This is a genomic window from Liquorilactobacillus uvarum DSM 19971, assembly GCF_001434935.1.
Taxonomy (GTDB): Bacteria; Bacillota; Bacilli; order Lactobacillales; family Lactobacillaceae; genus Liquorilactobacillus; species Liquorilactobacillus uvarum.
In genome coordinates this window covers 65,225-79,183 of record NZ_AZEG01000006.1, presented here as the reverse complement: position 1 = coordinate 79,183, position 13,959 = coordinate 65,225, and the positions used below count along the sequence as shown (strand labels likewise).

Annotated in this window: 13 protein-coding genes; 8 read left to right on the top strand and 5 right to left on the bottom strand. The window is 37.5% G+C overall.

Translation table 11 applies throughout. The annotated features are described in order from the left end of the window. Positions 1–81 precede the first annotated feature (81 nt). The 4 genes from FD20_RS04505 to FD20_RS04490 all read right to left on the bottom strand — a co-directional run bounded on the left by FD20_RS04505 (position 82) and on the right by FD20_RS04490 (position 3,881). A complete protein-coding gene (locus FD20_RS04505) occupies positions 82–942 on the bottom strand; it encodes an endonuclease/exonuclease/phosphatase family protein (protein WP_057736394.1) in 861 nt (286 codons plus the stop codon). Positions 943–1,506: 564 nt separating this feature from the next. After that, positions 1,507–1,968: a universal stress protein gene (locus FD20_RS04500; RefSeq protein ID WP_057736393.1), complete on the bottom strand. Its 462-nt coding sequence runs from the start codon at positions 1,966–1,968 to the stop codon at positions 1,507–1,509. Between the two features lie 130 nt (positions 1,969–2,098). Continuing rightward, positions 2,099–3,052: a CPBP family intramembrane glutamic endopeptidase gene (locus FD20_RS04495; RefSeq protein WP_057736392.1), complete on the bottom strand. Its 954-nt coding sequence runs from the start codon at positions 3,050–3,052 to the stop codon at positions 2,099–2,101. A gap of 94 nt (positions 3,053–3,146) precedes the next feature. Next, entirely contained in the window at positions 3,147–3,881 is a 735-nt protein-coding gene (locus FD20_RS04490; protein WP_057736448.1) for a deoxynucleoside kinase, read from the bottom strand. A 175-nt stretch (positions 3,882–4,056) separates the two neighbouring features. Between FD20_RS04490 and FD20_RS04485 the strand changes: the two genes are divergently transcribed. Further along, entirely contained in the window at positions 4,057–4,530 is a 474-nt protein-coding gene (locus FD20_RS04485) for a nucleoside 2-deoxyribosyltransferase (protein ID WP_057736391.1), read from the top strand. A gap of 164 nt (positions 4,531–4,694) precedes the next feature. On the opposite strand, the gene FD20_RS04480 is transcribed toward FD20_RS04485, so the two are convergent. Then, positions 4,695–6,809 (bottom strand): putative ornithine decarboxylase, encoded by a 2,115-nt coding sequence (locus tag FD20_RS04480; protein WP_057736390.1) that lies wholly within the window; start codon positions 6,807–6,809, stop codon positions 4,695–4,697. Positions 6,810–7,086: 277 nt separating this feature from the next. Here FD20_RS04480 and FD20_RS04475 point away from each other — a divergent pair, with 277 nt between their 5' ends. The 7 genes from FD20_RS04475 (at position 7,087) to FD20_RS04445 (ending at position 13,918) form a co-directional block, all read left to right on the top strand. Beyond that, complete coding sequence (locus tag FD20_RS04475) at positions 7,087–8,532, top strand: APC family permease (protein ID WP_057736389.1); 1,446 nt, start codon at positions 7,087–7,089, stop codon at positions 8,530–8,532. Between the two features lie 370 nt (positions 8,533–8,902). Beyond that, complete coding sequence (locus tag FD20_RS04470; protein ID WP_057736388.1) at positions 8,903–9,379, top strand: PTS sugar transporter subunit IIB; 477 nt, start codon at positions 8,903–8,905, stop codon at positions 9,377–9,379. Positions 9,380–9,390: 11 nt separating this feature from the next. After that, entirely contained in the window at positions 9,391–10,191 is an 801-nt protein-coding gene (locus FD20_RS04465) for a PTS mannose/fructose/sorbose/N-acetylgalactosamine transporter subunit IIC (protein WP_057736387.1), read from the top strand. Further along, a complete protein-coding gene (locus FD20_RS04460) occupies positions 10,175–10,984 on the top strand; it encodes a PTS system mannose/fructose/sorbose family transporter subunit IID (protein ID WP_057736447.1) in 810 nt (269 codons plus the stop codon). The genes FD20_RS04465 and FD20_RS04460 overlap by 17 nt, the downstream gene beginning before the upstream one ends. Positions 10,985–11,000: 16 nt before the next feature. Further along, positions 11,001–11,423: a PTS sugar transporter subunit IIA gene (locus FD20_RS04455; protein ID WP_057736386.1), complete on the top strand. Its 423-nt coding sequence runs from the start codon at positions 11,001–11,003 to the stop codon at positions 11,421–11,423. Beyond that, on the top strand, positions 11,423–13,102 hold the full coding sequence (locus FD20_RS04450) for a glycoside hydrolase family 13 protein (RefSeq protein ID WP_057736385.1): 1,680 nt from the start codon (positions 11,423–11,425) through the stop codon (positions 13,100–13,102). The genes FD20_RS04455 and FD20_RS04450 overlap by 1 nt, the downstream gene beginning before the upstream one ends. Positions 13,103–13,159: 57 nt before the next feature. Continuing rightward, positions 13,160–13,918 carry a MurR/RpiR family transcriptional regulator gene (locus FD20_RS04445; RefSeq protein ID WP_057736384.1) on the top strand — a complete coding sequence of 253 codons (759 nt, stop codon included), beginning with the start codon at positions 13,160–13,162 and terminating at the stop codon, positions 13,916–13,918. The last annotated feature ends 41 nt before the right edge of the window (positions 13,919–13,959 follow it).

Genomic DNA, 13,959 nt, shown 5'->3' with positions numbered 1-13,959 from the left:
TTAAATTAATGAACAAAATAAGCTTAGTTCTAGAGACTCTTCAAGTTGAATCTCTGGAGCTAAGCTTTTTTGTCATTTTATTTACCCACTTGTTCTCAAACTATTTTTACTACTAACAGCTTCCTCAGTTTCAATAACGACCCCAGCATGACTTGAAATCCTTGGGGTTAAATCCCCTTCAAAATAAATGCGACTGGAAACGATCGGCTGTGTAGGATAGGCTAAAATATAGTCAACACGTTTACCAATTTGATTATCTTGCCAACCCTTAACCGCCCCACGGACAGTTAGACCGTCTCCACGCGAAAGAGCATCTGCATAGGTATCTTGAAAATGTTCACAAATTTTGGTATACCCTAATATATTACTTTCTGCATCAATGTTAAAATCACCCATTAAGAATAGATTATTGTCTTTTTTTAGCGACTTTGTCCATGCAACTACTTCATTCCATTCAACAAGAAATTGTTTATATTGCTTGCTGAAGTGAACATTGATAAGCGTTCGTCCATCTTTTAAAATGGCAGCCACAGCTTTTTTTCTACGCTGATCTTTGTAATCAAAATTTTTTGTTAATATTTTAGTGTTCACATTCTTAAATGGAATCTTTGAAAAAATAGCTAAACCCTCATCAAAACTGTTATCTATTTCATGCGAAGCTGCCCAAGTCCACGAAAAATTATTTTTTAATCTCTGTAGTTTTTTTTGAAGCAGAAAAGCAAAATTCCCTGATCTGACAGGAATTTCATCCATCTCATTCTCTATAAAACATATTCGTTTTAGTCCAACATGATCAATAATTCTTCCCACCCGCGCTTGTTTAACTTCCTGCAAACAGAATGACGTGATTTTCTCACTAATAATCAAATCAACAATAGCATCAAGCTGCTTTTTTATATCACATTCAGTTGAAGTATGACAATTCAATGTTAATATTTTCATACTTTGATCGCCCTCCCTAACAAAAAATCTTACTACATAAATAAACCGCTTTCAAGAAAAACAAATATTCCTCTTCTTTCAAAATACGTGTTTAACCTAACTTTACTTTTCAAGTTAATTGCTTTATTTTTTTCATACTTAACTATGCAGAAACATAGAATAACAGATCCAGTAGCTAAACAAATACTAGCATGTTTTTATTGAACTGCCAGAATAAAATCAATTTCTTCTATTGAGTACAGATGCTCCATACCGCTATTTTGAATGCTGTGAACACTGAGCTACTGCAAGCAATTAAACTATTTCTCCCTTATCAAAACGTTCTCCGATTTCATCCAAAAGCGTTTCAGTTTCCTCAACAATTGAGTTTGCTTGGTTTGCGCAGAACAACAAAATTATTATTTTACATAATTTATCCAATTCAAACCTGAAACCGACAAATGTCGCATTCTATCCCAGATTGTTATCAAATCTCGAAATTAATGGTCGCTAACAAAAAAACTGCAGCAAGCAAATGAAGTATGTGGATTAACCACATAATCATTTGCTTGCTGCAATTCTTCTTTATTTTTTATCTGGACGAGCCATCAAGACATCACAGGCAGCATTACGTGTGATGTAAGAAGCTACAGACCCAACGACCAAACGCTCGATAAAGTTTTTTCCTGTCGAACCGACAACAATCAAATCATTCTGATATTCAGGCTGAAAATCATCAACAACCACAACTTTAGGATTTCCAAAACGCAAATGGACCTTGACTTGTTCCTCTCCTAGCCCATTTTCAATCAAAGAATGTTTTAATTTTTGCATATATTCTTCGTTTGCCTGTTCAATTTTGTAAATGCGCTCACCATCTAATGCAATTCCTGCTCCGCCATATTCGAGTGAATTCAAATCAAGAACTCGTAATACATCTAATTTCGTATGGTTACGTTTGACTATTTCTACAGCCCTTTTCAAGGCTGTTTCAGCACCCTTTGAGCCATCAACTGCTGCAAGAACACGTTCATACTTTTGAGCCATTCTAATCACCCCATCTTTTACAAATACAGACTTCCGCGTTTCTTATTACTGCAAATAACTAACCCAAGCCGCAAGAATTTTGCATAGCGCTTCCGTTTATCTTTATTATAGCATTGGGACACTGGCTGCTTCAAAGTTTTTCCAGTCCCATACAAGCTAAAATAAAGACCACCACAGTTATTATAACGTTATACCTGCCAAAAAAAGTTTCTTTTAAGTATGCCTGAGCTTCTTGCTGTTTTTTTAACCAAGTTTTGATTTCATTTCTCCTATTCCACAACACCCACATGCCTAGCAAACCACCAAAGAGGAGAACCATGCCGCTGATACTTTCAGCTTGATGTGTAGGTACATCTCGTAATATGAAAATTAAAAAATCTCCCAAAATAAAATTATTAAAAACATGAAGTGCAAAAGCCCATTTCAAACCATAGGTCAGGGCTGTATACCCGAGCACAAGCCCCAGCAAAAAAGCAAAGGGGCTCTGAACAAGATTGGCATGATATAAGCCAAACATATATGCTGACATAATAATTGCAAATTTTTTTCCATATGCTTCAAAACTTCGCAGCAAGAAGCCTCTAAAAACGATTTCTTCACTTAAAGGGCCTATAAGACTCGCATATACCAACATCGAAAAAGTCTGGCTATGCGCAGTCGCTGCTTGCATCTGTGCAGTTGCACTATATCCAAATAAATTAACAAAAGCTTCAAGAGCAGACCCATACAAACTCGAAATTATCTGGCCGCTCATCATAACTGCTACTAGACACAAAAAGATAACCGGTGTCATGCGAACATTTGTTTCTGTAAACATCCTTCTTCTCAATCTAGGTGAAGTAACAGCAATTATGACCAGCATACCGCATGCGATCGCGACAAAATATGGAATACCGCTTTTTTCCAACGCTGCCACTGAATGAATATTGCTGCTTTTGCGCGCCATCATCAATACCCCAGCCACTGTTGCTGCAATTTGAAACACAACAAAATATATCGCTGTTACCATCAATATTTTGCCGATTTTTTTGTTAACCGTTCTTCTCTCATTTGTTTTCTTCTTGTCCCTGTTGAATAAATTCACACATTTCACCTCGAAGTTGTTTTCTCAAGTATACTTTGTTTGAAACAGCCTTGTAAACAAGCCCTCACTTCGATCATCCTATCAGGTACGATTTTTAAAAAGAGTGTGTATGTTTTTTTTCTATCTGAGCAACTTCAGTTGGAGTTAATTTGTTTAGTTCCAGCAATCGTTTTTCAATTGTTTTTAAAACCGTACCCCGATCGTTTGAATTACCAACAAAATCATACTTATCGCCATCGATAACCAGCAGTGGTGAAACATTATACTGGGCCATCCATTCCTCGTAGTAACCCAATAACTTCCTGTAATAGTCCGCTAATGATGGGTCATTTTGAACTAATTCGTATTCACGGCCACGTTTAGTAATTCGCTTAATCATTGTTTCATATGAAACCTTGATGGTAATCATTAAATCTGGTGACTTTTTCTTAGCAGCATATGGCAGCTCTTCCATCATGTTTTTCAATAAACTTTTATATATCTGGTACTCAACTTGCGTTGCATTTCCCATGTCAGTATTCATTTTCATGAACAACTCATCTTCATAGATCGATCGATCCAGAATATTGTTATCATCCTTCATTGCTTCTTTTATCATTTTAAAGCGGCGATTCAAGAAAAATGTTTGCAGCAAATATGCATAGGGATTAGTTGCTTCTTTATCTCCTGCTGCCCTTTTGCTTGCAGCAATTTCATTTCCCTTATAAAAAAGCGGCAACACAGGATTATCTTCAACTGGTTCAAAAAAGGCTTTAGTTCCTAGTTCATTTGCTAAAATTGCAGTTAAGCTCGATTTTCCAGAGCCGATAATACCTGATAATGTAATCAAAATAATCAATACACCCTTTCTCTTCTAATCAATATATTAGCCAGACCAAATTAGTGAACAACAATCATCATACTCGGTCTCACTCTAAAAATAAAGCATTGCTTTTACACAATATAGTGTATATCATATACGTAGCTACTGTATATTGTATACTATAAAAAGCGAGGTTAAACCATTGAATAAAGTCTATCTTGCAGCACCTTTTTTTAGCGATTATCAAAAAGAACGGATTCAAAAGGTTAAGGATGCTCTGCTTTCCAATAATACAATCGATTCACATAATATTTTTTTGCCTCAGGAACATCAATTTGAAGAAGAAAAATTCGGCAGTCGTGCTTGGCAGCAGTATGTCTTTGCCTCAGACATACGTCAGGTAAATCGAGCTGACATTTTAGTTGCTATCTTGGACTATCAAGCCGAAGAAAGCAACAATGAACCTGATTCTGGAACGATGTTTGAAATTGGTGCGGCCTTTCAATCAAACACACCTATTGCGGTCGTTCAATTTGATCCCAAGAAAGAACTAAATCTGATGATTGCTCAAAGTTTGACTGCTTATTTTGATGCAAGTCGTAGCGGTTTAGCTGAACTGTCTAAATATGATTTTGATGAATTGAAATCTAAACCATCGAAACGAAATGTTTTTTGATTTTCAACTATAAAATTAGTGCACTATAAGGGGAACTAGGTCAGAAACCAAATTTTGATCTAGTTCCCTTGTTGCTTCCATATAAATGCATTCCATAAGTCAAAGTTCTCCGACTGACTTCAAATTACTCATAGCAAAAAACATGTTGTATTCGTAATCCACTGTTAATGCTCAGCTAAAACTTCACCGAAAACAGAAAGCTTGTGTGCAGCATTCCATTGATAATAAACACCTTGAATTTCGGGAACAAAACCCGCAAAACGCTCACTCGCTCCAAGTAGTATTTTAAAGTAGTCTCGTTCATGTTCACTCCACCGCTCACCAGGAGCGACAATAAAGATTCCAGGCGGATACGGCAGAGCACCCTCTAAAGCAATTTTCCCAACGATTTCATTCAGATCGCAAAGTTCACCCTGATTGCGTTTGAAAGCTAGGTCTGCTTCTTGTGGTGTGAATTCGTAAGACTGCAAATTTTTCTTTTCAAATAATGCCTGTTGTAATTTAAAAGTCTGTCGTTCTTTGTAATACAAATGCATTTCCTGACAAAGTTGTTTAATAGTATAACCGTTATAACGTTTTTCGTACTGCTGATACAAACGCGGTAAAACTTTCTTAAGCGGAGCATCCGCATAATAAAATTTTTCAAACTCCAGCAATGCATCCAGTAAAGCCTGCAAATCAGTATCCGTATCTCCAGGAGTTAGCAAAAACAGCAAAGAATTTAAATCTGCTTTTCCACACATAATTCGTTTTTCTGTCAAAAATTCTGCGACAACTTGTCCAGGAATCCCCCTCTGTGTATACTTTCCATTTTTCAGATCAATACCAGGAGTAACGATCGTCAGCTTGAAAGGATCAAGCATGACCTGACCTAATGCAACCTTGTTAAACCCATGCCACATATCCGCAGGAGACAAGTTCCAATATTTAGGATCAGCGGCCAGTTCATTAGTCGATATGTCTTGCCATGGAATCATATCAAAATTTTGCGGAACTAATGGTTTAAAAAGCTTTGAGCTTCGCAAAAGCTTTTTACGCCAATCAATACTGCGTTCAAGCAAGCTCTGCCACCACAGATTTTTTCCTTTGCCAGAAACCAGATAAGCGTTAACTGTCAAAGACGCATATAGTGGGTAGGAATAGCTGGAAGTAACATACTTCAGATATGCATTATTAAAATGCTTATGGTCAATGTAACGTTTCTGTCCTTTTAGATGGCTATCTTTCTTCAATATCTGTGATGTCTGGCCTAAACCTGCCTGTTGCTTATGAATCGATTGCGTCACAAGAATTCCAGGATCATTCTTCCGATAAGTGTATGACAGCGGTGAAAGGTTACGCATCAAGGGAACAAACTGTTCATAACCTCCCCAAGCACAATCAAACAAGATATAATCGCAAAACCCGCCGATTTTATCCAGAATCCACCGTGCATTGTAAAAAACACCGTCATAGGTTTCTAACTGTATAACTGCTAAGCGAAAAGGCCTGTTCACATGCGACTTCTCCGGTGAAACCTTAGCTATCTCATCGCGCAATTTTTTTTCTGTAAAATTTTCAGGATCCATCTCACCTATCAAGCCCAAAGCATTGCGATCTGTAGGAATGTAGACCGGTTTTGCTCCATTTATAGCTAATGCACTGTTATAAAGTGACTTATGATTGTTGCGGTCGAACAAAACAAGATCACCAGGCGTCAATGCTGCACTAGCACAAATTGCATTAGCACTACTTGTTCCATTTGTACAAAAATAAACTTTATCAGCATTATAAACTGAAGCTGCCCGCTTTTCAGCTGACAAAGGTGCCCCTTCATGTGTCATCGTATCCCCTAGTTCAGCAACAGTATCACTCGTATCTGCATACAGCATATTAGCTCCAAAAAAACGATTAAAAACTACACCAGCTGGATGTTTTTCATAATATTGGCCGTTATGATGACCAGGAGTTGTAAAACTTACTGGATGTTCATCAGCAAAAGCAATTAGATCTGTTAAAAAAGATGGAACATTCTTTACCATATAGGCTTGAGCCTTTTTATTGATTTTGTCTTTGGAAATTTCAATCTTATCATCTTTAGCTATCGTGACCACCGGGATGTCTAATCCTGAAATAGCACACAACTGCGCAGCGATTCTCTTTTCTGAACGATTATTTTCTCTGATTACAATTGCTGCCAACTCTGACCCTTGCAAAGAGATATTTAAAGCAGCAGGCATCCATCCGCTTGGAACATAGGTAAACAAAGTTTTAGAGACCGCTATTTTTAATGTTTTCATTTCAATATCCTTACCTTTTTAATTTTTCAAATTAAGTCTGGGCAATACATCGATTTTGAATTACAATTATCTGGTGGATAAGATTTAAAAGTTATTCTTAAATCTTTCATTCGGTTTAAAAGACTGTGACTTCAACCAATCTTTCCACGTATTCTATTATATGCTGAGGTATACGACAAGTGAAACGGTTAAGCCTAGGTTTCATTCATAAGCCGCCTAATTTTTGGTGTTTTCTGTGTCAAAAAAACACCATTTTTAATTAGTGAAGGAGAAAAACATGAATGAATTAGAATCTAAGAAACATTATATGCGCTGGCAGGTTATTGCCCTACTGGACTTCGTTACAATTATCAGTTTTGAAAATATTTTCTATCCTTTCCAAAATCAAGGACTTTCTGTTGTTATTTCTTGGATATTCTTGCTTTTTGCTTATGTCATACCTTATGAATTAATTGTCAGTCAAATGGGACTGACCTTTCAAACTCAGAGCGGCGGTTTGGCATCATGGGTCAGACGCAGCAGTAACGATACGCTTGGTTACTGGACATCTTGGATGTATTGGATTCAAAGCGTGCCCTATATCGTTGATGTTTCCAACTCTGTCATCGTTTCTTTTAGCTGGATGATTCTCGGTGATAATTCTCTAGGTTCCAGAATGTCAACTTTTCAATTTGGATTATTAACCTTCGGCATTATTCTAGCATTCATTCTTTTAGAAAATGTATTCAAAAACTCACTTGAGATTCTTTCTCTCATTGGCGGCGGAGCAATGTTTATCATGTCAGCTCTCTTTATCCTGCTGGCCGGTTATGCCGTAATGCATGGAACACATATGGCAACGCAGCCTTTTAATTTTCACGCTTTCATGCCTAATTTTAGTCTAAAATATTTTTCAACAACCGGTTTATTGATTTTCGCCATGTCTGGAGCTGAATTAGCTGCACCGTATCTTGTCCAGATGCGTGATCCCAAACACGAATTTCCTAAAGCAATGTGGCTGCTAGCTATCATGACAGCTATCTTAACTGTCTTAGGAACTTTATCATTGGCTGTCTTCTTTGATGCTAATAATATCCCCCACGATTTCAAAATGAATGGTCCCTACTATGCATTCCAGATGTTGGGACAGGAAATGGGACTTGGAAAAATTTTGATGTACCTTTTTGCCGTGGTTCAAGCTATTTTCATGATGGCCCAGCTGGCCGTCTTGCTTGATGCCTCAAGTCGTGTTTTTGCGGGAGATGTTGCTGATAGATTTATGCCGCACTGGATGACTAAAAAAAACAAAAATGGGCGTCCCATTCATTCTTATCTGATGACTACTGGATTGAGCTTGTTCTTGCTCTTGTTAACCGGCACATTGCCTAATATCAACACAATTTATAATTGGCTTCTTAATATCAACGGAATCATCTCGCCCTACAAGACCTGCTGGGTTTTCTTCGCCTTTGTTGCTGTTCGCTGGCAGCAAAATAAATTTCAGTCTGATTATATCTTTATTAAGAACCGGATTGGTGCACTGCTTGTAGGAGGATGGTGTTTAGCTTTTACTTTCATCTGTGCAACGCTTGGTTTTATTCCGCAAGAAGCGGACTTTGGCACAAAATCATTCAATCATCAACTGTTGCTTAATATCATTACTGTTTTCGTCTTATTCGGTTTGGGATTCTTTATGCCGATGCTGCGTAAACGTGAGCTACGTAAACAAGAATTGCGCAAATAGTTTCTTGCAGCTTTTGCATACTTTTGAGAATCTTCAATTCTTTCTCTCAATTTGCCTACATTTGCTAAAAATCTCATTATACAAAAAACATCTTCTGAACTTGCATAAAGTTTAGGAGATGTTTTTTTATTCATCCACACAACAACTTTAGATAATAATATCGAGGTCTTTAGTCCAGACTCCTCTCAAAAAATAACCCCCAGTTTCCTTTTGCTCATTTTACTAGATAACTTATATATCAGGGAAAATTCCCAGACTCATGGCGCTTTTCCCAAGAGTGACATCGCACTTCCCCAAAGTCGTTCTAACCATTGTAAACGTTTTATTGCAACCGTATACTTTTGTTATCAACTAACAAGGAGAGATTATTATGAGTTTGGTATTAGCACGTATTGATCAACGTTTGATCCACGGAATCGTCGTCACACAGTGGGCTGGACATACAAAAGCAAAACGCTTAATGGTGGTTGATGATTTTGTCAGTAAAGATGAAAATCAAAAAGCAGCCATGCGTATGAGCAAACCTGCAGGAACGGGAATGTCAATTATCGATACACAAAAAGCCATCACGAATTTCAACAATGGTAAGTACGACAGTCACAATGTTTTTCTAATTGTAAAAGAACCTGAAACAATTTTACGTTTAATTGAAGGAGGCGTAAAAATTCCAAAAGTTAATATCGGTATTATGTTTGATGGTGAAGGAAAGAAAACCGTCAAAAAAATGGTTTCGGTTAATGAAAAAGAAATAGCCGATCTAAAAAAAATCAAGGCTAAAGGTATCCCAGTAACTTTCCATTTCGTTCCAAGTGATCCTGAAGAACCCTTAGAAACTTATATCAAATAGGAGATGAAAACATGGCAATTATTCAAGGTGCATTGGTTATTCTGTTATCATTCTGGATGGTTTTAGATCAGCAAGGTCTCGTTATTACTACTTGGTTCCCTATTATGATCGCACTTTTTCTTGGAATTATCATGGGCGACATGCAGACAGCAATGGTCATAGGTGGTACTTTCCAACTGATGGCTCTTGGTGTGGCAAACATAGGTGGATCTTCAGTTCCTAATTGGGGGCTGGCTGCCTTAGTTGGAATTTATGTTGCAATTAAAACAACACACAATATTGAAGACGCAAAAGCAGTTGCCTTGGCAGTTGGTGTTCCAGTTGGAATGCTGGGTATTCAATTAGATGTCTTGGCTAAATTGCTTAACACCTATGTTACACATGCTGCACAAAAAGCAGCCAATTTAGGCAACTTCAAAAAAATGAATCGAATCTTTTGGTTTGGTCCTCTGATATTTGGGCTTTCAACTGCCCTTCCAACCGCCTTATGCGTTATTTTCGGTGAACAAATCGTTAAAACGATCCTGACCTTTTTACCAAAATGGTTTACTAACGGCTTATCTATTGCCGGAAGTATGCTGCCAGTAGTCGGGATTGCACTTTTATTACAGGTCATGCCTGCCAAGAAGTATCTTTCAATGCTGCTAATCGGTTTTGTCTTATCCGGCTATTTGAAAATTCCAATTTTAGGCATTTCAATTATCGGATTTGCAATTGCCTACTATTTCTTTAACACAAAAATGCATGCACCAACTGCAGCTGCAACAAATGGAAGTGCTGCCGAAGATGAAGGAGATGACTTTGATGAGTAAAATTTTAAATAAAAAAGATATTAACAAAGCTGCTTTTCGTTATATGTTTATGGCATGTAATATCTTTAACTATGAAAACCAGCAAGGCCCCGCTGTAGTATATGGTTTGGAAAAAGCTTTAAGAAAAATCTATCCTAAAGATGAGGACTACAAAGCTTCTTTAAACAATCATTTTAAATATTTCAATACGACCACTTGGATGGCTAATCTGCTGTTAGGTGCCAGTTTAGCAATGGAGGAAAAAGACGGTGTTAACTCGCTTGATACTGTCCAAAACTTTAAAACAGGAATGATGGGACCATTGGCTGGAATTGGCGATACATTGATCTGGGTCTTGTATCCAACAATTATGGGCTCCATTTCTGCTTATATGGGACTACAAGGAAACCCGACCGGCGCAATCATTTGGTTATGCCTCAATATCTTTTTTCTTTTTTTCCGTTTCAAATTGTTTTCAATCGGATACAATTCAGGATTGAAACTGGTAACTGCTTTAGGCGATAAACTCTCTGTCTTTACAGAAGCTGCTTCAATTATGGGCTTAACAGTAGTTGGAGCTTTAATCCCCTCAGTCGTTAAAATGAAAGTCGGTCTTGTTTTCCAAACTGGAAAAGTAAAATTACCAATTCAAAAAGAAATTTTAGATCAGATAATGCCCGCGCTTTTACCTGCACTTTTGACTTTTGTTGTCTATCGTCTGATTGCCTCTAAAAAACTGAGCGTCATTAAAATTATCTTTTTGATCATCATTTTAGCTTTGGTTCTATCATACTTTGGGATCTTAACAGTTTAGTTTAAGGAGAAAAAATATGCGTAAAATAATTTTTGCTACCCACCACCAGATGGCTTCCGGTTTGAAAGACACTTTTGATTATATTGCCCCTCACACAGTTGACGTTATAACGTTAGATGCGTACATGGACAATACACCGATAGACGGACAAGTCAATGATTTTTTTGAAAATATCAGTAAACAAGATGAAGTTATTGTTTTTACAGATTTGCTAGGCGGCTCTGTGAATCAAGCTTTTGCAAAACATCTCGGTCATCCCCATGTCCATCTAATTACAGGAGTAAATTTACCAATTATACTTACGATCTTACTAGCACTTCCTAAAGAAGACTACTTGGCACCTGAGGCTGTGAGAAGTGCCATCGCAGATGCAAAAACACAGTTGATCTATGTTAACGATTATTTAACAGCTCAAGCACAAGATGAGGATGATGAGTAATGAATAAAGATTGGTGGAAGAAAAGTGTTGTCTATCAAATCTACCCCCAAAGTTTTAAAGACAGTAATGGAGACGGAATAGGCGATATAAATGGCATAATTTCCAAGCTACCATACCTAGCTGACCTTGGAATCGACGTAATTTGGTTAAATCCAATCTACTCCTCTCCACTTGTCGATAATGGCTATGATATCTCCGATTATTATCAGATAAATCCTATTTATGGAACACTAGATGAATTTAAAGAACTTTTAGAAAAAGCACACGCACTGGGAATCAAAATAATTATGGATCTTGTCGTTAACCATACAAGTGATCAGCACAGCTGGTTCCAAGACTCGAAACAAAGCCGTTCAGGCAAATATGCTGATTTTTATATCTGGAAAGATCCTAAGCCAAATGGCGATCCACCTAACAACTGGGGTTCGACTTTCGGCGGTTCAGCTTGGGAATATGTACCAAGGAGAAAACAATATTACCTGCATCTCTTCGCAAAACAACAACCTGATTTAAATTGGGAAAACCCCGAAGTCCGCGCTGCAATTTATAAAATGATGCGCTATTGGTTTGAACTGGGGATCGATGGTTTTCGAATGGATGTCATCAGCTTAATAAGCAAAGACCAATGTTATTCTGATGCGCCTGCCAACTTGCCTTACACTAAAAACTATTATGCTGGTGCCTCAAATGGGCCACGTGTGCATGAATTTTTGCATGAAATGAACCAGCAAGTCCTTAGCCAGTACCCAAGTCTGACTGTCGGGGAAACTGCAAACACAAACAGTGACCAGGCCATTCTCTACACCGACCCCCAACGACATGAACTAAACATGGTTTTTCACTTCGATCATATGCATTTGGATTACGGACGTTTCGGAAAGTTCTCTGATGTTAGGTTTAAAATGAGCGATTTACGCAGCGTTCTAAGCGAATGGCAGTTCAAATTAGAAAAAGGATGGAATTCACTATATTGGAGTAACCATGATCAGCCACGAGCCGTTACACGTTTTGGTGATGATCAAACATATCGCATTGAATCTGCTAAAATGCTGGGAACACTACTCCACATGATGAAAGGAACACCTTATATTTTTCAAGGTGAAGAACTAGGAATGCGCAATGCTCCATTTAAATCACTTGCTGAATATCAGGATATTGAGACGATAAATATGATCAAAACATTACGTGCAGCTGGGATGAATAAGGATTATATCAAGCGTGTCATCTTCTTAAAATCACGCGATAACGCCCGAACACCAATGCCTTGGGATGGAACGGACACGGCAGACTTTACGACCGGCAAACCATGGTTGGCCTTTTCTCCAGATAATCCAAAAATTAATGTCGTCCAAGCTCTCGCAGACAAACATTCTGTTTACTATCATTATCAAAAACTGATAGCGATTCGCAAAAAATATCCCGTAGTAATTGATGGTAGTTATACTCTATTTAATTCCGATGATTCGGCCGTGTATAGCTATACACGCACCAACAAATCAGAAAAAATGATCGTTATTTGTTCATTTTCAGAGTCTAACGTTAATTTCAAAGTTCCAGACACTCTACTAGAAAAAAACAGTCAGTTGTTACTAACCAATTATCCTAGTGCGGTCAAAAAATTGACTTCGAAAATGATACTACGCCCTTATGAAGCACTGATTTACCATCAAAACCTGTGAGCTACTTACAGCTTGCTTGTCCATGTTACACTATTGGTAGTTTAGGAGGTATGTTTGATGGATTTTGACCAACGATTACGGTTGCACTATGATTCATTATCGGATAATGAGAAGGAAATGGTTAAGTTTATCCAAAACCATGCTGCTGAAGTCGTTGATTCCTCAATTACTGATTTAGGCGCAAAAATGCTCTCATCCAAAAGCTCTGTCCTTCGTTTATCAAAAAAGCTTGGTTTTCGCGGTTATTCAGAACTCAAATTTATCCTGAAACAAGCTCTTGCGTCTGATAACTTCGAACCTGCAGATTTGGTAGCTGAATTGCAAAATGACATTCAAAGAACATTTCAGTACGTTAGGCAGACCAATTTTCAACTATTATTAGACAAAATGAAAGAAGCAGATACGCTAGTTTTATATGCAACCGGCTTTTCACAAAGCAACGCCACCAAAGAATTTGCCAATGACTTATTCATATCAGGACGAACAAATTTTTTAATCGCGGGAGAGTCCAATTTAAAAATTATTTCAAATAAACTTACTCCGCAAGATCTGGTAATAGTTACCTCGTTGAGCGGAAATACTCCTGGAATACGAGATGCTATAAAAACATTAAAAATTAGCAATGTCCCCTTATGTTCCGTCACTTCATTCGGGACTAACTATTTGACTGAACATGCTGATTATTCTTTGTATTATGAAGCCGGTTTGTTGCCAAATGTTAACGGGCAAGAGCCTATCTATTCCATGACTTGTTTAAATTTGATTTTATCTATTTTAAGCAGAAAATATAAAGAATTCATTTTATTTGATGAATGATTATTATTCTAGCTGTACCACTTAATGAAAGAAGAGCTTAC